Genomic DNA, 18,151 nt, shown 5'->3' with positions numbered 1-18,151 from the left:
GAGGCGATGGAACGAGCGCAGCATGACCGTCAGACCCGCATCGGCATGACGATCGCGAGGTACTCGGCGCCCGGGCCAACCGGCGTGAGGCGCACCGGGGCGCCCGCATTGGCGTATTCCAGGTCGACCAACTCGGTGGTGATCGAGCCCAGCACCAGGTCGAGGTAGCGGCTGTTCAGGCCGACCGTCGTCTCTTCCTTGCCGAGACGGACGATCTCGCCCTGGATCTCCTCGCTGCCTTCGTCCCCTTCGGGGCCCCTGACGCTTCCGCGGATGCTGTCGTCGACCTCCATCTTCACCGCCGACCCGCGCTCCGACATGATCGAGCGCAGCCGGGCGATGGCGCTGCCGAACGTCTCGCGGTCGACCCGGATCACGGTGTTGTCGTCGGAGGCCTGCGGAATGAACCGCATGTAGTCGGGGAAGGTGCCGTCGATCAGCTTCGACATGAGCACCACGTCGCCCGCGCGGAACGAGATGCGCTGGCCGTTCGTGGCGATCTCGCAGCCCTTGGGGAACGCGGCCGTGGCGGCCTTGATGGCCTTGGTGGGCACGATCACGCCCTGGGGCCATGTGCCATCGAGCGTCCAGCCGGCCAGCGCCAGCTTGTGGCCGTCCGTGGCGACGCCGTAGAGCTTGCCGGCGCGCTCGTGGACGTAGATCCCGTTGAGGTAGTAGCGGGTCTCCTCGGTCGAGATCGCGAAGGCGATCCGGTCGAACAGGTGGGTGAACCCATCGGCATCGAGCTTGACGACGCCCTTGTCCTCGATCCCCTCCATGTCGGGGAAGTCGTCGGCCGGCAGGGTGTTGAGCTTGTAGCGGGACTTGCCGCTGGCAACCTGGATCGTGGCGCCATCGGCTGTCGCCGTGACCATGGCGTCCTTGGGGAGCTTGGAGACGAGGGTGCGCAGGGAGGACAACGCCACCGTTGTCCGGCCCGACTGCTGCACGTCGGCATCAGCCACCTTCGTCTGGAGGCGCACATCGAGGTCCGTGCCGGTGACGTGCAAGCCGTCGCTGTCGGCGACGATCAGCACGTTGGCCAGGATCGGGATGGTGGACTTCGCTTCGGTGGCGCTGGCCACCACCTTGAGGGCGTCCGAGAGCCGGCCGCCGGGCACTGCGAATTTCATGATCTGTCTCCGTGGTAGGGATTGACTTGACTTCTACAGAATAAAGTAAAGCAGGAAGAAAGCAACAGAAAAAAGCAACGTCAAGACGTGCGTTTCTCTTTCCTGCGTGACGGGAACGGCCTCGACGGGATCTTGCGCTTGGCCTTCTTACGGGGCGCCGGATCGGGCTGATCGGGTTCCAGCAGCCGGCGCTGGAACTCTGCGTGTTTGTTGGAAATCCGGTCGGCGCGGCGGTACTCGTGGATGTCGCCTCCGCGCGTCGTGATCCGCTTCTCGCCGCCTGGTCCAAAGGTCCTCGCGGCGTGGCAGTCGACGTGCAGGGCCTCGATGTGGGCCGGGTCGTTCTGGGGCGGATCGTAGTCGCAGGTTTCTGCAAGCCAGGGACGCGAGACGAGGGGAGGGCGGTGGTCGAAGTTGAGCCCCGCGAGGTCGCCCAGCCGCTCGCCGCAGGCCCGGCACTTCCCGTCCTGCGCCAGCACGACCTGGAGCTTCACGACGGTGGGGATGGCCTTGCGGCGTTCCTTCGTCGTGGTCATGCCGCGTCCTTACCGTAGCGCGCGGCCGTCTCGCGCCGGATGTCGTCGGGGTTCACCCCTGGCATCAGCTCGGTCGAGATCAGCTCGAGCGCGCGATCGAGGAACTCGCGGAACTCGGGCTCGGCCATCTTGTCGAACGACGTGGAGCCTGGCTGGACCAGGATCTCGCCCGACAGCGTGGCGACGTAGTTCACCACGCCGAGCTCGATCTTGATGGCGTCGTGCAGGGCCTGGACGGAGGGGAACCGGCGCCCTTCGGGCAGCGTCTCGAACACCGTCTGGAGGGTGGCCCAATAGAGCCGGTGCCGGCCGCCGTGCCGCGGCGCGGTGATGCGCAGGTTGACCTTCGCCCCGTTGTCGTAGCGGGCGAGCTGCTCGGCGTCGTAGCGGGAGGCCGGCCGCAGCCGGCCCCCCTCGACGATGGCCGTGATGAACGGCTTGTCGGTCATGGGCGAACTACCCCCGGCACCATGCCGCAGCGACCTTTGCGCTTGGCCTGGAAGCTCTCGACGGGTTCCAGCCAGCCGGCATGACCGTCCTCGTCGTGGGGCGTCCACCGATAGTCGGGCGGCACCCAAGCCGGCCGCGGCGGCTCGTCGACAGCCTCCGGCTCGGTATGCTCGATGAACTCGGGCATGGATTGGCTGGTCCACACCCACGCCATGCACTTCGCCCCGGCGCATGTGATGATCGCCTCGTTCGGGATCCCCAACGGACACCACGACTTGTTGGCCTCGGCCTCCGTCTTGGCGTCCGGCCTCATTCCGCAGCCTCCTCGGTCACCTGCTGGTCGCGGCCGGCGTCCTCGGTGGACTCGGCGTCGCCCTCGTCCGTGGAGGCCTCCGCCGCGGCCTTGACCGCCTCCTCGATCTTCTTGCGCAGATCGAGCGCGGCCGGCTTGTCGTGCGCCCAGAATTCGCGGAGCGAGGCCTGGTTGCGCTGCTGCCAGAGGGTGATGACCGACGCCTCGTCCTTGTGCTCGGTGACGTAGGCCATGGCCCGGTCGTAGACCTTGCCGACCGGGACCGGCTCCAGCGTGCCGAGATCGTCGAAGGTGAGCATCAGGTGCGGGCCGGCGCCGAGCCCGATCTTCTCCAGGCGCTCCTGCTTGCGGCCCTCGTCGGCCGCCTCGGTGGCGCTCAGTTCGAGGAAGCGCGTCTTGTCCAGCTCCTCCTCGACGTAGACGTTCGAGAAGTCGTCGGGCCAGGCCTTGCGCAGCGCCAGCGCCTCGGCGCACTTGGCCAGCATGAGCCGGCCCATCTTCCCCCACTGGCCGGAGGTGTCGAGCTGGAAGCGGCCGGTCGGCGCCTTGCGGCCCTGCTCCTGGTCGTACTCCCAGACCTCCTTGAGCGGAGCAAATTCCTCCCAATAGGCCGTCTCCGTGACGGGGAACCACTCGCCATGGGAGAACTTGAACACCCTCACCGCGGCGCTGACTAAGCCGAATGGATTATTCGGGCCCTTGGCGGTTTCGTCATAGACGAGCACCGGGCCGTCCGTGTCGGGCCTGTAGTTGCCGGTCCGCTCGGCGATGGTGCGCAGGCCGCCGATCGCCGTCACGATGGTGAGCTGGCGCTTGTCGGCCTTGTCCTTGTGGAACACGAAGGCGTAGATCTGCCTGCGCAGCGGGTCGAGGTTCAACGCCCGGCAGTAGCCGATGAAGATCTCGAACTCGTCGTCGTTGCAGTCCTTCGCCACCGTGCGGCGGATCAGCGCGAGCTGGCGGGGTTCCCACGCGGAGAGCGCGACAGCGCGCCCGGTCTGGATCATCGCGGACATGGATCAGCCCCTCCGAATGGTGACGGACCAGCCGCCGTTGCCGATGACGACGCCTGGGATTGGCGGCAGCTCCGTCTCGATGGCGTCGAGGCGATGCTGGCGCTCCTCCTCGTCCTCGATCTTGCGGGCTTCCTCGATGGCGGCCGCGCGCTCGGCCTCGCGGGCCATGACCGCCGTGTTGAGGGCCCTCTTATCGACGACCGGATCCGGCTGCTTCCAGTAGGCGGTCGGCACGTCGGCCTCTTCCGTCACCGTGATCGAGGCCGCCTTTTCGGAGAGCGAGATCGTGGCGACCGGGCCCTCCCACTTCTTGAGACCCGCGATGTCCATCGCGTTGGCGAGCAAGTCGCGCAGGGTATTGATGCGCTTCTCGAACCGCGACTTGCGGTCACTCAGCGTGTCGATGTGGAGCTTGAGCCCCTTCATCAGTGCCTGGTCCTGGGCTTCTTCCTCGAGCAGCCTGTTGAACAGGGTGTCGAAGTCGGCTTCGCCCTCCAGGGTGTCGCGGATCGTGTCCTCGTCGCCGTCCGCCATTTCGGCGATCTGCGCGCGCAGCACGGTGAGGGCCTGGAGTTCGCGCTCCGCGTCCCTGACGACCGAGTAGGTCGCCTTCTTTGCCTTTGACATGATTGTCCTCGGTGTGTGGTAGGGAGGGGGTGGTGGGTGCGATCAGGCCGCCACAGCGGACGGCCTGATGCGCAGCTCTTCGGGGATGTGCAGGATCAGGCCTGTGCCCTCGATCACGACCTCGGCGCCGGTGGTGAGCTTGGGACGCACGATCCCGATCGCCTCGCAGTTCACGGCGATCACGACGTTCGTCGACTTGCCCCACTGCTTCGTCTCGATGCTCATCCCGGTCGGGATCGTGGGTGCGATGCCGAGCTGGCCTTCGTGTTCACCGGACCCCTTCATGACGAGGACATGCGCGCCGGCCTTGATGCCGGCGGACGCGGCCACGTCCTGGTCGATCCGGATGAGCGCCCCGGATCGCCCGTTGGGGGCAATCCTGGCGGTGTTGCCGATGGGCTGGCGCCCGTGCTTCGCGCCAGCCTTGACCACTGAAAAACCCATGGGAAATGCTCCTTTCTGCATGGGACCAGAGACCATCAATCTACAGAAAAAAGCAACTTCAAGCAACAAAAAAGGGGGCGCAAAGCCCCCTTCATTTGCAGAAAATGCGAGCGTCCCGTTTACTCATCCAGCAGATTTCGGTGCAGTGCAACAACGACGCCGAGCACCTCCACGGTCTCGTCGGGGCTCTCGTATCGCCCCTGGGCGTCCACTTCGACCGGCGGCAACAGGACAGGATCGAGCGCCAGGCTTTCGAGCCGCGCCGATTGCGCCGTCACCACCAGCCTGCGGATGGTGGTTTCGACCAGGCCGGCGCGGGTGCGCTGGCAGTGGACCATGTCTCCATGGGTCAGTCCGCGACGGAAGCCGAAGTAGGGCACGCACACCACGCAGTCGCCCTTCTGGACCCGCCGGCCGGCGCTGTCGTCCTCAATCCTTAAGGCATACTGCTCGAGGCCTTCGAGGCGATCGTCACGGACGGCAGGAACGGTCGAGACGTCGGCAGTCGGAACATTCGCGTCCATCCACATGCCAGCTGCCACCCTGCGTCGAATAGGTACGATGTCTACAGCTAAGACTGAACCCGACGAACTGGCAAGGTGCTTTCTCTTTGGGGGAATTGAGCTTCCTCCGTCATTTGAGACGCGGACACTGTCGCCGTGGCGCTCCAAACCGAGCACGTCGAGCAGTTCGTGTAGGAATGCTGGCCTAGCCACGCGACCGCTCTCGAACTCATTGATCGCCGAGGGCGTCACCGTATGTGGGGCCAGTCGCACCGACACCTTCTCGGCCAGCTCACGCCGGGAAAATCCGAGGGCTTCCCGGCGCCGCTTGGCCGCGAGCGCCATCTCGGGCAGCGGCTTGCGCCGCTTGTCGTCGCTATCTGCAACCATCCCAAAGTCCCTCTCGTCTAAGGCCGGTAACCCCGGTTTTGTCATGCGTTGTTCGGCAACCTGCTCTTTTCTCTGACTCTGTTCAAGACTGCGAAAGTCGTGACAGTCTGTAACATCATTGCTGAAAATTAATACCATCTGACCCTCTTGCGCTCACATAGGCCAGCGATGTAGCTTGCAGAAAATAGCAATCCATCGAGACCGGCATGTCGGAAAATTACAGTTTCAAGCATCTTGGCCTCTGGGCCGATGCTGTCTCGAATTCCCCCTTCTCAACGGGCGTCGGCGACCGTCCGAGTGAACCAAGGTCAGCTGGTGAGCTGGGGGATAGGGCCGGTGCCGCTGCCGCCGGCTCCACGACATGCGAAGCTGATCGAGAGGATGAGGGATCGTCGCAGGCCCGGAATGAGCCGGGATCCGCCGAGGCCTCTATCGCCAGGGGGGAGGGGGGCGATCCGTCCCTCTCCTCCGCCTTCGCGCGCAACTTCGACACCAGCCGCGCGGCTGCTTCTCCAAGGGATGTGACGGGCATTGGTACACCGGGACAACTCGACGCCCTGAGTGTCGCACGGCTCGATTTGCAGATCTTCAAAAAGTCTTTGCGATCAACGCTTAAGCCCGATGGATACATCGGCCAGTGCGCCGCCATGTGCAAGGAACTGGTGCGCATGGAGATGTCCGGCCCGGGCGACGTGTCGGGGGCCCTGGATCGGGTAGCCCGCCGCTACGACCTGCCGCGCGGGATGCTGTGGACCCTGCGCTACCGCCACCAGGTCACGCGGTCCCTGCCGTGGCCCTTCGTCGAGAAGCTGCGGGAAGCCTTCGCCCTGGCGTGCGTGGAAACCGCCGAGCGGATGCTGGGCCGGGTCGAGCTGGCCAGGCTGGCCGTGCCCGACCAGCAGGAAGCCCTGGACCGGGCCAAGCAGGTCGCTGCCGCCCTCCTCGCCAGCATCGACGAGGTCTCTCACCATGAGCACTGACGCGCAGGCCATGATCGCCCGGCGCAAAGCGCTGCGCGAGAAGTTCAGCCCGCCGGTCCGCCACATCCCGATCCGGTCCGCTCCTCCCCGATCCCGCACCGCCCGGCCGCCCGAGCCCACCCAGCTTCTCCTCCCGATGCCGTTGCCGCTGTCGCTGGCCCCGGCCGTCCCCGGCCTGCCCGACACGCGGGCCTCGGGGGAGGACATGCTGCTCATGATCGCGCAGGAGGTCAGCGTCCGGCACGCGATCTCCATGGAGGCGCTGTTCTCGATGCGCCGCACCCGGAACCTGACCATGGCCCGGCGGGAGTTCTTCGCCAGGGCCACGAACGAGACGGCGTTCAGCCTGGCGGCCATCGGCCGCTTCGCCGGCTACGATCACACCACGGTCATCCACCACAACCGCGAGTACGACCGGTCCCTGCAGGACGGGAGCTGGGAGCGCTACATCCGCGACGTGCTGCCCGAGCACGTCGCCACCGTGTCCCTGCGTCGGGCCGTGGGGATGTGATGAGCTTCTTCGGCAAGCCCTCCCACGAGCCCCGGCTGCGGGACATCTCCCGGCACGCCGACACGATCCGCGAGATCGAGCGGACCAAGGGTCGCGACGCGGCCCTTAAGATCGCCACCGCCGCCATCGAGGGCATCCTGCTGTGGATCTGCACGGCGGTCTCGCCGCGCGAGGCAGCAGCCATCCTCGACCGCGTCCGGACCGACGTCCTGAACGGACGGAGGTGAGCCGTGACCCGCTGGTACCGAGCCTACGAGGGCACCGTCTCCGATCCGAAGCTCGCCGAGGCCGCGCTGATCGCCGAGGTCTCCCGGTCGGTCTGCATCGCGGCCTGGCACGCCATCCTCGAGAACTGCGCCGCCCTGCAGGACCAGGGGCGTTTCGACCTCACCCCGCGCCGGCTAGCGATCATCCTGGCCGAGCCGCCAGCCGACATGGACCGGGTGATCAAGGCCTTCGTCGAGCTGGAGATGCTCGCCGACAACGTCGTGACGGCCTGGCAACGGCGCCAGTATGAAAGCCAGCGAGCGGCCGCCAGCCACGACAAGGACCCCGGCCTCTACGTCTATTTCATCGGCACCTCATGGGGCGAGCCGGTCAAGATCGGCCATTCGCGCAACCCTTGGGCTCGGCTCAAGGACTTCCAGACAGGGCACCCATCCACGCTCCGCATCCTTGGCGTCACCCGCACAGTCGAGAACTCGGAGGTGGACATTCACGACCTCCTCAAGGCGCACCGCCGGCAGGGGGAATGGTTCGACCTCCCGACCCACATCAGCGACGTGATCGCCACGCACACAGCCGCTAAGGGCAGTCACTACGTCGACCTACTGGCGTCGCTACGTGAAACGCTACATCACCCCGTAGCAACGACCGTAGCAACACTACGTAGCACTACAACAGAGACAGAGCAGAACAGAGACAGAGACAGAAGCAGAGACAGAGACAGAGCAGAGACTGTTGCTGATGACGCGCGAGCGCAGGCGCCCGAGCCGAAGGCCGACTTCATCGAGGTGGGCAAGCGCGTCCTGGCAGCGATGGGCATCTCCTGGGGTGACCCCCGCTGGACCGGCGACGTTTCCCGCGTCCAGGCGTGGCTGAGCGAAGGCTACGACCCCGACCTCGACATCCTGCCCTGCATCGAGCTGGTCATGAGCAAGCGGGCGCCTGGCGATCCGCCCAAGAGCCTGCGGTATTTCGAGCAGGCCATCTTCGAGCATCGGCGCCGCCGTGTCGCCCCCGTCCCACCCGCCGCCCAGCCCGCCGAGAAGCCGGGCGCCCGCATGTCCACCATCGTCGACCGGATGATCGCCGAGGAGGCTGCCCGGGCCGCCAAGACCAAGGGAGCTGCCGCATGACCTCCGTCTCCGCCATGACCACGTTCGTGCAGGTGATGCTGCGCTACTTCTCCGAGCCGCAGACCGCCGACCTGGAGGCGTGGACCGCCGACCTGGCGTCCGACCTGGCCAGCTTCCCGCAGGAGGCGCTGGAGGGGGCGGTGCGCTGGTTCCGCCAGAACCGCAAGTTCAAGTCCTTTCCCTCGATCGCCGAGTGCATGGAGGCCTGCCGCAACCACATGCCGGCGCCACCCGAGCCGAAGGCTCCGCCGCCCGACCCCAACCGCCCGCTCACCCCCGACTACGTGGACCGCCTGCTGCGCGGCGACGTGACGGACCGCGGCGACCACCAGGTCTGGCGAGAGATGGCGCTCCAGGCCCTCAACGAAGGCTGGTTGACAGGCCTCCACGACTTCGCCCGCGACAAGCGCAGGCGGCCCAACCCGTCCGAGGTGTTCGACATCAGGGCCGCGATGCAGCGGCTCGACGACTGCATCAACCGCGGCCTGCACAGCCCTCCCGGCTCCATCGACCGGATCATGGCCGACGCCATCATCGGCCGGCGCAAGGCCATGGCGAACCGTCTCTTCCCCCTTCCCACCGCCGCCAAGACAGAGGAGCAGGCCGCGTGAGCGAGCAGGCAATCACCGACAAGGCGCTGGCTCTCTGCCGCGCCCTGAACATCGTCGACACCACCGACCGGGCCACCGTCGCCACGACCCTGGCCCAGGTCCACAACGCCGCCATCGGCCTGGCTCTGTCCGAGCTGTCCTTCAAGCTCAAGGGGCTCACGCCCGAGCAGTTGTCGCTCCTCGCCGAGCGCAGCGAGAAGATCACCGGCCACCTGGTTGCGGGAGCGAAGTGAGATGAGCATCAACCGCGCCATCCTGCTGGGCAACGTGGGCAAGGACCCCGAGATCCGGACGATGAACAACGGCGACAAGGTCGCCACCTTCTCCCTCGCCACGTCCGAATACTGGAAGGACAAGGCGACCGGCGAGCGCAAGGAGACTACGGACTGGCACACCATCGTGGTGTTCAACCAGAACATCATCCCGGTCATCGAGCAGTACGTGGAGAAGGGCGGGCGCGTCTCGGTCGAGGGCGCGATCAAGACCCGCAAGTACCAGGACCGCGACGGCCACGACCGCTGGACGACGGAGATCGTGGTCGGGCGCTTCGACGGCAAGGTCACGCTGGAGGGCAAGCCCTCCGGGGGCTCGCAGCGCGACGAACACGGCTACGGCAACACCTCGACCCGCGACGAAGGTCGCGGCGGTGGAGGCGGCGGCGACTTCGGCCGGCGCTCCTACGGCGGCTCCGGCGGCCGCAGCGGCGGTTCCAACCTGGGGCGCCAGAAGGCCGAGGACACGTCGGACTTCAAGGCCGACGTCTCCTACCACATGGGCAAGGGCCTGAGCCAAGCAGACGCCACGACGCAGACCCGGCGCGACTGGATCGCGGAAAACCGGATCGACGCGGACGGCTACGTGATCAGCCGGCCCAAGCCCGACCTCGACGATGACATCCCATTCTGACCGGAGATCCCTACCATGGCCCTGCGCAAGATCGAGCCCATGCTGCTGCCCGACGTGACCCCGTCCGACGACATCGGGGCGCCGCCGACGTTCATCGACGTGAGCCCCATCGACCTGGTGGTCGACGAGGACTACCAGCGCCAGCTCTCCCGGCGCGGCGTGAACCTGATCCGCAAGATCCTGTGGGGCTGGGATTGGGCGAGGTTCAAGCCGCCGGTCGTGACCCGGATCGGCGAGACGCTGCACGTCATCGACGGCCAGCACACGGCGATCGCGGCGGCTTCTCACCCCAACATCCCCACCATCCCTGTGATGCTGGTGGACGCGCCGGCGGCCGCCGACCGCGCTGAGGCCTTCGTCGGCCACAACCGCGACCGGGTGAACGTCACCGCGGCGCAGCTCCACCACGCCATGGTCACGGCCGGCGACGAGGACGCGCTGACCGTCGAGGAGGTCTGCGCCCGTGCCGGCGTCAAGCTGCTGCGCGCCCCGCCCAACGACGGCGAGTTCGACGTGGGCGACTGCATGGCGCTCGGATCGATCCGGGCGGTCATCAACCAGTACGGTCCGATCAAGGCCCGCCAGACGCTCCAGGCGCTCGTGGAGGCCAAGTGCGCGCCCGTCACGGCCGACTTCATCAAGGCCGGCGCCGAGCTGCTGTGGGGCCATGGCTACGAGGGGGCGGCCAAGCCCGAGGACCTGACGAACATGATCCGGGCCGTCATCCCGAAAATCGAGGAGGAGGCCCGCCAGATGGCGATCGCGAAGAAGCTTCCGCGGTGGCGGGCGCTGGTGATCGTGCTCTACCAGCGGAGGACGAAGCGTGCCGCCCGATCTGGTTCTTGAGGCGCTCAAGGAACGGCTCAACGCGGTCGAGGAGGAGAACGAGACCCTCCGCGACCGCATCGAGGAGCTGGAGCGCGTCTTCGGGATGCGCTCGATCCTCTACCCCGTCGAGTGGGGGCTCTCGCCTTCCGAACAGAAGGTCATGGGGGTGCTACTGACCCGCGAGATGGCGACCAAGGACGCGCTCATGGCCGCCCTCTACACCGCCAACGGCCGCGACGAGGCCGAGCTGAAAATCGTCGACGTGTTCATCTGCAAGATGCGCAAGAAGCTCAAGCCCTTCGCCATCTCGATCACCACCGTGTGGGCCCAAGGCTACGCCCTCCCACCCGACATCCGCCGCACCCTTCGCGCCAAGCTCCTGGAGAAACCCGCCGCATGACCGACCACATGGATGCAGCCACCGCGCAGGCCGTTGGCGCTGCCGCGCAGGATGGCCCGCGCCTCGACGCCTTCAACCCGGTCGCCCAGGCGGTGAACGCGGTGGCGTTGAAGTTCGACACCGAGCCCCGCATGGCGGTGCGCGGCCACACGGTCACGATGATGTCGACCGATGGCGCGCACCCGCCCCACACGCTGCGCGCACGCCGCCTCTGGTCGTTCGCGGTGACCGCCAGCGCGGTGATGATGGGCATCGCCTTCGGCGACAGCGCCGAGGGCTTCCGCCGGCTGTGCAAGCAGCTCGACGACAAGCAGGACCGGTGGTGGGTCAAGACCCGGCGCCTGGCCGAGCAGCGGATCATGCTGGCTACCGCGCATCTTCGCCCCTCCGACGAAAGAACCGCCTGATGCAGCTCAGCACGGCCACCGAGGATACGCTGCGGGTCGCCTTCCGCCTCTCGATGGAGGGGGCAATCGCGACCGACCAGGACCCGCTTTCTCTGCGCCCGGCCGACTACGTGTTCGGCGCGTTCAAGGAGGCGATGGAGACGCTCAACAAGCTGCCCGACCGCGAGGCCGGCTGGATCTACTGCACGAAGTCGCTCTGGCCTGCCCATGCCCATGATCGGGAGGACGCCAAGGAAGCCTATAGGGCGCTCCTCGAGCGGATCCAGAAAGGGGAGGAGAGCCCCGACGTTCTCCTGCCCAGGAAGCTCCCGACCGCCAAGGCGGTGGCGCGGATGGATGCCTGCTGGGAGCTGTGGCGGTTCATGAAGACCCGCGATCGCCGCAAGGCCTGGATCTCGCTCTGCCGCCTGGCCGAGGGTCGCCTGCCGGCGGCCCAGATCGCCAAGATCGCCGGCTGCTCGCGGCGCACCGTCTACGAGCTCAAGGACGCGGAGTGCGCGGCGATCGCCAAGCAGCTCGTCCACCTCATGCCGACGCAGGACGAGGTCAACGAGGCGCTGCGCAACGCCGGGTATGCGGTCGTGGAGGCGTAACGGGAGCTGTGCAGAATTCTGCGATCGGGGCTGGACAGATCGCACACAAAACACCTATGGTCCGAGGCATCCTGCCGGAGTGCGTTCCAGAGATGGGCTTGACCCTCCGCATTCGACTGTGACAGGGTCCCGGTGCCTGTTCTGTGGTAGGGATTGGCACTCGGAACGGCGTCTGGCTTCGCGGCTGGGCGCCGTTCTCAGTTTCAGGAGGGTGTCATGTGACCGCATCCTGCCTTTCGACCTGGAGGCGCTGAGCGCCGGAAGCGAATTCCCAGAGAGGAGGGGTCTGGTACGGCTCGCAAGGCCCCCAGCACCCGATGGGAGCCCGGGCGCCAGCCCGGTGCAGGGCCGAGAGGCCGCCCCTCCGCACGAGACACCTGGCCCCTTGGTGAGAAAGGGGCAGAGGGTCGGCCGTCCCGCAGCTGGTGAGAGCCCGGCACCAATTTCGATACGCGCTCGCGCATATCCGCCGTTTATGCGCGAGCGCGTATAGCGCCCGCTGTCAGCGGCCGCCGATGCCGAGGGGCGCGCTTGCGCCGCTGGATCCGACCGGCCGCGAGAACGTGGCGCGTTCGCCGGCGGCCTCCCCGGCCGCGTAGCTGGCCTCATCGCCAACGTGGTCGTGCCTGCTGCGCGCGGCGAACTTCCATCCCTTGCGGGAGAGGTCGCGCTGGGCGTCATCCGCCTTCCGCCAGCTGGCGTCCGTCGCCAGCTCCGTGAGCCGGGCGCAGATGCGATCGGCGCAGCCCATGCCGTAGTTCTTCATGCGCAGGTCGCGCTCCCAATCTGCTTCTGGCCGAGCGATCTGAACGCGGGTGCCGGCGGCGGCGAACATGTCGCCCTGGCCCGGGATGTAGCGGGAGCCGCCCTTGCCGGTGGAGCGCACCTTGCCGGTTTCGGCCACGTAGGCCATCGCGGCGCGGGTGATGAACCCGTCGAGGGCATCGCAGAGCCAGAGCGCGAAGAAGGCGTCCGTCTCGCGCCCGTGGAACGAGACAGGCTTTCCGGGTTGCTTGAACGGGAACGTGCCGGTGAACAGCCCGACGCCGTAGCCGATGCGATCCGACCAGTCGAACTTGCGGCTGGCCTTCTTCGCCTCGAACCGCTCGGTGACGAAGGCCTCGGCATCCAGCTCGTCGGTCTCGATGCCGTACTTGGCCAGCAGTTCCTGCGCCTTCGCGGCGGCCGCCATGGCTTCCGCCTCGGTGGCGCCGTTCTCGACGCTCTTGGCGAGCAGGGCGCGGATCCGGTGCTTGAGCTTCTCGAGCTGGGTCTCGTCGGTCATCGTCTGGTCCTCTGTGGTAGGGCAGGTGCCTTATGGCTTCCCGATGCCTCAGAATAGCAGAAAAAAGCAAAATTGGCACCGAAATATCGGTGCCAACGCAGAAAAATGCATTTTGCGGCGAGGCCGATGCCACGTCGAGGTCCCCCTCGACGGCCGGGTTTAACTCCCGGTAGCCGCTCCAAACTTCTTCTCAAGGACGGCCTGGGAGACGCTGCGCCGCTGCTCTCCGCAGGCAACGACGGCTTGGTCGGGGTTGTCGGGATCCTGGCCGATCACGGTCCACACCTCGCCGTTGAACGGGTTCTCCCAGGTCCTTCCCTTCCACGTCTCGACGTTGATGGGGTCGAACAGGCCGGGCGGCTCGCGGCGGTGCTCGCGCGGCAGCTTGGGGTGGGCCCAGCCGGCGCCGTCCTTCTCCAGGCCGACCTCGAACACGTCCATGTCGAGCTGGTCCTTGAGCCAGGCCGAGATGTAGCCCCGGTGGCACCAGTTGGCCCTGTCGCGCGGCGCCTCGTAGCAGCACAGCACGGGCGTCCAGCCGCGGGCGACCTCCGCGATCTCGGCCACCACCTGGCGCGGGTTGAGCTGGTCGAGGCCCTGGAAGTATCGCCGCCGATACTCCTCGACGTCGACCGACTTGAACCAGTCGCCGGGCGCGAGCGTCCGGTACATCTTGAAGCCGGATCCGATCCCGCGCGGGATGCCGCGGCTGACGCCGACCCGGATGTACCCTGGCGGCAGCTTCTGGAACCATGAGGACGTATAGATGGGCACCTTTGGCCTCCTGTAGAGCGCCCGGGGAGCCCGGGCGCGTGGGTTGAAAGGGGAGGGTGGGGCGCTGGCCTCACTCCGCCGCCTCCAAAACGATGTCGCCCTGCGCCGACGCCATGCGCAGGTCGCGCTCCATGATCCGGATCGTCCGCGACAGGGCCGCCAGCTTGTCGGCCATGGTCCGGGCCCGGTCTGGCGAGACCTTCGTGGCGACGATGCACTCGCCGTCCTTCCAGCCGCCGGCGAGCGCGGCGGTAATGCGGTCGATCCGCGCCTCCATGACGCCGACCTTGGCCACGTCCTCTTCGCTCGCCCGCGGCGCCGTCTCGCCGAAGATGTCCTCCTGGCTGGACCCGTCGAGGACGGTGTTGACGGCGGCCTTGACGGCCTGCCAGCCGCTGACCTTGCCCTGCCGCAGCATCTGGAAGATCCGCATCTGGTCGCGCGCGGTCGGCAGGCGGCTGATCTCGTAGGCGTAGATGCGCTCGAGCTGACCCTTCTCGAACAGCTGCAGCAGCTCGGGGGAGAGCTTGAGGAGCTGGGTGCGGTCGGTGATCCGGTAGGGCTGGACGCCGATGCGCTTGGCCAGATCCTCCAGGGTCATGCCGTTGTCCAGCATCCGCTGGTAGGCCCGCGCCTCCTCCATCGGGGTCACGTCGGCCCGGGCCAGGTTCTCGACGATCGCCTGCACGTCGCGCTCGACATCGTCCATGCGCTTGACGTGGCAGAGCACGGTGTCGAAGCCCTCGATGCCCTGCTCGGCCAGCAGGCGGTGAGCCCGCCAGCGGCGCTCGCCCATGACGATCTCGTAGCGGTCGTCGCCCAGGGGGCGGACCGTGATCGGCTGCATGAGCCCGTTGGTCTGGATCGAGTTCGCCAGTTCGGCGAGAGCCTTGCCGTCGAACAGCTTGCGCGGCTGGTCGGCGTTCGGGACGATCTGGGTGAGGGCGATACGCTTGAGCATGGGAACATCCGTGGTAGGGAGTTGATCGGGACAAGATCAATCTACCATAAGGGCCGGTGACGTACAGAAAAAAGCAAGCGCGTCACCAGAAAAAGCGACAGAATTCAGCGGTAAAACCGCCTCCCGTCTTTGTAGACGGTCAGTATAATCGTGTTGCAGTTCGTCCCGACGGACGAGAACGAGCCTGGAGGCAAGTCCTCCCACTGCGCGTTCATCTTGCGCATCAGCTCGCGAAAGGCGGTCGCCTTGCGGGTCTCGCGGAACTCGGTCCCGGCCGACATGATCGCGATCAGCTTGCCCTCCGGCTTGAGGAAGCCGAGCGCGTGCATGACGTGATCGATGTCGCGCTCGCGGTCGAACGGCGGGTTCATGATGACCCGGTCGTAGAGCCGGTCGGGATCGGGCTTGAGGGTGAGGAAGTCCAGGCACTTCACGTCGCGGTAGGCCTGGGTCTGGCGCAGCGCCTGGGCCAGCTCGGGCTGGATCTCGACGCAGTCGACCATGCAGGTTCGCCAGCTGTCCTCGGGCCCGTCCCATCGCGGGCGCACGGTCGTCCGATGGTGGGCGGCGCGCAGCGCAAGGTTGCCGGTGCCGGCGCTGGGCTCCAGCACGCGCAGCGGCGAGCCGGCCTTCTCGCGGTAGAGCGCCGAGAGCTCGATGACCCGCTCGGACGCGGCGTCGGGCGTCGGAAAGAAGCCGTAGCGCTTGGCCGGCGTGGTCTTGGGCGTGAACAGGTCGCCGTCGTCCTCGGCCTCGGCCTCGCGCTCCTGCGGGATCGGCGCGCCGTAGTATTCGCCGAGCAGCTGGTTGACGCGCTCCAGCAGGTCGTCGCGCCTGAACCAGATGTGGACGTTGCCGTTCTTGTAGCAGCAGGCCTTGAAGTAGGTCGTCTCGGTCACGGACTGGCGGGCCTGGCCCCAGCCGCCCTGTCGGTCGCGCTCGATGGCCGCGATCAGCCCGTAGCCGTTGAACGGCACGTTGTCGAGCAGGCAGAAGATCCGGTCGATGTCGATGATCGCGTCGCGCTGGTTGGAGTGGTAGGACCAGCCGCCCCATTCGCTCAGCGCGTGGGTGAGGATGATCCGGCTGCCGATCTTCCAGCCGTCGTGCGAGCGGAACCGTCGATCGAGCGTGGAGAACACCGTGGCGATGCCGCGCTTGAAGATCGTGTCGGCATCGAGCAGGCACTGCTCGAGCGTAGCCCAGACGTTGCCCTCGTTGATCTCGGGCGGGTCGGCGATGAGCTGCTGGTGGAACTGGTCCTTTGCGGTCTTGTCCATCAGCGTCTCCAGCCCGGTGAGCTGGATGAGGTGACCCCACACGTCGGTGTCGACCATCCGCCTGGCCTCGGCCATGAACGTGTCGCGGTCGGGCGGCGTGATCGCTTTCAGGAACGCGGACTTCTCGTCGCGCTGGTGCCAGTTGTAGCGGTTGACGCCGGCCGCGGCCGTCGCGGCCATGGCGCTGGCTGTCTGGATCGCCTCGCGCGCCGCCAGGAGGGCCACGTGGCCCTCCTCGTACAGCGCCAGCGCCTTGTCGCGCTTGGCGACGATCTCCGCCACGGTGTCGCGGCGGATCGGCATGGTATGGGCGTTCATCGTCGCTGACCTCAGTTGCCGGTGAGCGCGACGGCGATGACGACGAACGCGGTGCAGAACACGATCAGGCAGACGGCCTCGACGAGGTCGAGCACTGCGGATCCGATGAGGCGAAGCATGGTGCTGGCTCCTGTCAGGCTGTGAGGGCGAGTTCGGGCTGGCGGGAGGGGCGAGCGCCCCACGGCAAGCCCCAATTGGCGGCGCAGGTCTTGCCGTAGCCGACCGCGGCCGAGCGCTCGTCGGTCAGCTCGATCTCGCAGAAGCGGCACCGGCCGGTGGTGAGGCCCTGGGCCGATGCCACCCCGGCGGGATCGCAGGCGAAGGCCTTGAGGCCATCGGCAAGCTGCTCGGGCGTATGGACGCGGGGCGAGGCCTCGAACGTCCCGTCCTGCAGGATCCGCCCGTACCAGGTCCGCTCGCCCCAGCGCCCGGCGCTGGACACGTTGATCGAGCCCGGGACGCGGGCGGTGGTGCCGGCCACGTCGAGGCGCACGTCGCCCACGCCGTCGAAGCGCAGGGTGACGACCGGGCGCTTGAGCTTTTCGCGGGCCTTGTCGAACAGGGCCATGACGCCGGCGAGGTCGCCGATCTCGGTCCTGGTGCGCTCGGGCTTGGGCGCGCTGGCGCGCTTGGCCAGCTCGGCGAGCCAGTAGAGCTGCTTGTCCGACGCGCGGCCGCGGGCGCGCTCGACGGAGGCGATCAGGCTTTCGCCGAAGGCGCGGTCCTTGGGGCTGAGCTGGTCGAGGACGGCGCGCAGGGCATCGACGGGCGAAGGCCCGGAGAACAGGTCGTTCATGGTGGTGTTCCTGTGGTAGGGATCCAACACATTCAGGCTACCAGAATTAAGCGATACGTACAGAAAAAAGCAGTCACAGCACAAGAATAATTCCCGCTGTGACTGCTCTCGACTTCGCCTATACGCAAGACACGGCTAGGCGATCTCGGGGATGTCCTGGGTCCGCTTCGGGTCCGCCCGCAACGACACTGTCAGGACTGTGCTGGACACCTCTTGACCAGCGCCGCACTCGATGAATGCGCGGAGCGCGGCATCCGCGCTGTCGGCTTCGATCTCGTAGACGACGTGGCGCGTCTCCTCGACGGCGATCCGGAACCGGTCTGCGCCATCGTTGCCGGTGGGGAAGGGTGGGCATCCGCTCATCTCCTCACTCCGCCGCGTCGTGGATCTGGTCGGTCGGGCCGCCCGCCTCGCCCCACCCGCGCGGCGCGGTGTTGCGGGCCAGGACCGCGAACGTGTTGGGGGCGTCCCGCGCGCAGCCTGGCGCCGGGTTGTCACCCCAGATCGCGTGGATGGCTTCTGCCAGCCGCTGGATCTTCTGGATGTCGATCAGGGTCCGCCCGAACAGGCCGAGGTCCAGAAGCTCGCGCCCGGGCTTATCCTCTTCAAAGACCTTGATGCACACCGAGACGGTGCCGCTGTTGTGCTCCATCGCGCTGCTCAAATAGAAGCGCGGGCCGTGAACGTTCACGCCAATGCTGGCCATGATATTCTCTCCTGTGGCAGGGGTT

26 protein-coding genes are annotated in these 18,151 nt (G+C 67.1%); 11 read left to right on the top strand and 15 right to left on the bottom strand.

What is annotated here, in order from left to right; all coding sequences use genetic code 11:
- Positions 1-29: 29 nt before the first annotated feature.
- From dnaN to Q0Q47_RS08475, 8 genes are all read right to left on the bottom strand, one after another.
- Complete coding sequence (dnaN, locus tag Q0Q47_RS08510; RefSeq protein WP_293857379.1) at positions 30-1,133, bottom strand: DNA polymerase III subunit beta; 1,104 nt, start codon at positions 1,131-1,133, stop codon at positions 30-32.
- A gap of 80 nt (positions 1,134-1,213) precedes the next feature.
- Complete coding sequence (locus tag Q0Q47_RS08505; protein WP_293857376.1) at positions 1,214-1,669, bottom strand: hypothetical protein; 456 nt, start codon at positions 1,667-1,669, stop codon at positions 1,214-1,216.
- A complete protein-coding gene (locus Q0Q47_RS08500) occupies positions 1,666-2,118 on the bottom strand; it encodes a hypothetical protein (protein ID WP_293857373.1) in 453 nt (150 codons plus the stop codon). The genes Q0Q47_RS08505 and Q0Q47_RS08500 overlap by 4 nt, the downstream gene beginning before the upstream one ends.
- The gene (locus Q0Q47_RS08495; RefSeq protein WP_293857370.1) at positions 2,115-2,432 is read right to left on the bottom strand and encodes a hypothetical protein; all 318 of its coding nucleotides are present in this window, start codon (positions 2,430-2,432) and stop codon (positions 2,115-2,117) included. Before Q0Q47_RS08495 ends, Q0Q47_RS08500 begins: the two co-directional genes overlap by 4 nt.
- Entirely contained in the window at positions 2,429-3,448 is a 1,020-nt protein-coding gene (bet, locus tag Q0Q47_RS08490; RefSeq protein ID WP_293857367.1) for a phage recombination protein Bet, read from the bottom strand. The genes Q0Q47_RS08495 and bet overlap by 4 nt, the downstream gene beginning before the upstream one ends.
- A 3-nt stretch (positions 3,449-3,451) precedes the next feature.
- Positions 3,452-4,075: a siphovirus Gp157 family protein gene (locus tag Q0Q47_RS08485; RefSeq protein ID WP_293857364.1), complete on the bottom strand. Its 624-nt coding sequence runs from the start codon at positions 4,073-4,075 to the stop codon at positions 3,452-3,454.
- Between the two features lie 42 nt (positions 4,076-4,117).
- Positions 4,118-4,519 carry a hypothetical protein gene (locus Q0Q47_RS08480; RefSeq protein WP_293857361.1) on the bottom strand — a complete coding sequence of 134 codons (402 nt, stop codon included), beginning with the start codon at positions 4,517-4,519 and terminating at the stop codon, positions 4,118-4,120.
- Positions 4,520-4,638: 119 nt separating this feature from the next.
- A complete protein-coding gene (locus Q0Q47_RS08475; protein WP_293857358.1) occupies positions 4,639-5,550 on the bottom strand; it encodes a LexA family transcriptional regulator in 912 nt (303 codons plus the stop codon).
- 509 nt (positions 5,551-6,059) lie between these two features.
- Here Q0Q47_RS08475 and Q0Q47_RS08470 point away from each other — a divergent pair.
- From Q0Q47_RS08470 to Q0Q47_RS08420, 11 genes are all read left to right on the top strand, one after another.
- The gene (locus Q0Q47_RS08470; RefSeq protein WP_293857356.1) at positions 6,060-6,392 is read left to right on the top strand and encodes a hypothetical protein; all 333 of its coding nucleotides are present in this window, start codon (positions 6,060-6,062) and stop codon (positions 6,390-6,392) included.
- On the top strand, positions 6,382-6,903 hold the full coding sequence (locus tag Q0Q47_RS08465) for a helix-turn-helix domain-containing protein (protein WP_293857353.1): 522 nt from the start codon (positions 6,382-6,384) through the stop codon (positions 6,901-6,903). Before Q0Q47_RS08470 ends, Q0Q47_RS08465 begins: the two co-directional genes overlap by 11 nt.
- Positions 6,903-7,130 (top strand): hypothetical protein, encoded by a 228-nt coding sequence (locus Q0Q47_RS08460; protein ID WP_293857350.1) that lies wholly within the window; start codon positions 6,903-6,905, stop codon positions 7,128-7,130. Before Q0Q47_RS08465 ends, Q0Q47_RS08460 begins: the two co-directional genes overlap by 1 nt.
- A gap of 3 nt (positions 7,131-7,133) precedes the next feature.
- Positions 7,134-8,261 carry a GIY-YIG nuclease family protein gene (locus Q0Q47_RS08455; RefSeq protein WP_293857347.1) on the top strand — a complete coding sequence of 376 codons (1,128 nt, stop codon included), beginning with the start codon at positions 7,134-7,136 and terminating at the stop codon, positions 8,259-8,261.
- A complete protein-coding gene (locus Q0Q47_RS08450) occupies positions 8,258-8,872 on the top strand; it encodes a hypothetical protein (protein ID WP_293857344.1) in 615 nt (204 codons plus the stop codon). The genes Q0Q47_RS08455 and Q0Q47_RS08450 overlap by 4 nt, the downstream gene beginning before the upstream one ends.
- Entirely contained in the window at positions 8,869-9,105 is a 237-nt protein-coding gene (locus tag Q0Q47_RS08445) for a hypothetical protein (RefSeq protein ID WP_293857341.1), read from the top strand. The genes Q0Q47_RS08450 and Q0Q47_RS08445 overlap by 4 nt, the downstream gene beginning before the upstream one ends.
- Position 9,106: 1 nt before the next feature.
- Complete coding sequence (gene ssb, locus Q0Q47_RS08440) at positions 9,107-9,778, top strand: single-stranded DNA-binding protein (protein WP_293857338.1); 672 nt, start codon at positions 9,107-9,109, stop codon at positions 9,776-9,778.
- Positions 9,779-9,793: 15 nt separating this feature from the next.
- Positions 9,794-10,624 carry a DUF6551 family protein gene (locus tag Q0Q47_RS08435; RefSeq protein ID WP_293857335.1) on the top strand — a complete coding sequence of 277 codons (831 nt, stop codon included), beginning with the start codon at positions 9,794-9,796 and terminating at the stop codon, positions 10,622-10,624.
- Positions 10,625-10,709: 85 nt separating this feature from the next.
- Positions 10,710-11,006 (top strand): helix-turn-helix domain-containing protein, encoded by a 297-nt coding sequence (locus tag Q0Q47_RS08430; protein ID WP_367278227.1) that lies wholly within the window; start codon positions 10,710-10,712, stop codon positions 11,004-11,006.
- Positions 11,003-11,413 carry a hypothetical protein gene (locus tag Q0Q47_RS08425; RefSeq protein WP_293857328.1) on the top strand — a complete coding sequence of 137 codons (411 nt, stop codon included), beginning with the start codon at positions 11,003-11,005 and terminating at the stop codon, positions 11,411-11,413. The genes Q0Q47_RS08430 and Q0Q47_RS08425 overlap by 4 nt, the downstream gene beginning before the upstream one ends.
- The gene (locus Q0Q47_RS08420; protein ID WP_293857325.1) at positions 11,413-12,006 is read left to right on the top strand and encodes a hypothetical protein; all 594 of its coding nucleotides are present in this window, start codon (positions 11,413-11,415) and stop codon (positions 12,004-12,006) included. Before Q0Q47_RS08425 ends, Q0Q47_RS08420 begins: the two co-directional genes overlap by 1 nt.
- 502 nt (positions 12,007-12,508) lie before the next feature.
- Here Q0Q47_RS08420 and Q0Q47_RS08415 read toward each other — a convergent pair.
- From Q0Q47_RS08415 to Q0Q47_RS08385, 7 genes are all read right to left on the bottom strand, one after another.
- Complete coding sequence (locus Q0Q47_RS08415; protein WP_293857322.1) at positions 12,509-13,291, bottom strand: DUF2786 domain-containing protein; 783 nt, start codon at positions 13,289-13,291, stop codon at positions 12,509-12,511.
- A 159-nt stretch (positions 13,292-13,450) separates the two neighbouring features.
- Positions 13,451-14,065, bottom strand: a complete 615-nt coding sequence (locus Q0Q47_RS08410) for a hypothetical protein (protein ID WP_293857319.1) — start codon at positions 14,063-14,065, stop codon at positions 13,451-13,453.
- A gap of 70 nt (positions 14,066-14,135) precedes the next feature.
- Entirely contained in the window at positions 14,136-15,026 is an 891-nt protein-coding gene (locus tag Q0Q47_RS08405) for a ParB/RepB/Spo0J family partition protein (RefSeq protein ID WP_293857316.1), read from the bottom strand.
- Positions 15,027-15,130: 104 nt separating this feature from the next.
- The gene (locus Q0Q47_RS08400) at positions 15,131-16,624 is read right to left on the bottom strand and encodes a DUF4942 domain-containing protein (protein ID WP_293857313.1); all 1,494 of its coding nucleotides are present in this window, start codon (positions 16,622-16,624) and stop codon (positions 15,131-15,133) included.
- A 133-nt stretch (positions 16,625-16,757) separates the two neighbouring features.
- A complete protein-coding gene (locus tag Q0Q47_RS08395; protein ID WP_293857311.1) occupies positions 16,758-17,420 on the bottom strand; it encodes a DUF6011 domain-containing protein in 663 nt (220 codons plus the stop codon).
- Positions 17,421-17,555: 135 nt separating this feature from the next.
- The gene (locus Q0Q47_RS08390; RefSeq protein ID WP_293857308.1) at positions 17,556-17,783 is read right to left on the bottom strand and encodes a hypothetical protein; all 228 of its coding nucleotides are present in this window, start codon (positions 17,781-17,783) and stop codon (positions 17,556-17,558) included.
- A gap of 4 nt (positions 17,784-17,787) precedes the next feature.
- Positions 17,788-18,126: a hypothetical protein gene (locus tag Q0Q47_RS08385; RefSeq protein WP_293857305.1), complete on the bottom strand. Its 339-nt coding sequence runs from the start codon at positions 18,124-18,126 to the stop codon at positions 17,788-17,790.
- Positions 18,127-18,151: the final 25 nt, after the last annotated feature.

This window comes from uncultured Alsobacter sp., assembly GCF_945952055.1.
Lineage (GTDB): Bacteria > Pseudomonadota > Alphaproteobacteria > Rhizobiales > Beijerinckiaceae > Alsobacter.
Note: the sequence above shows the minus strand (reverse complement) of the source record. Positions and strands in the feature narration are given on the sequence as shown.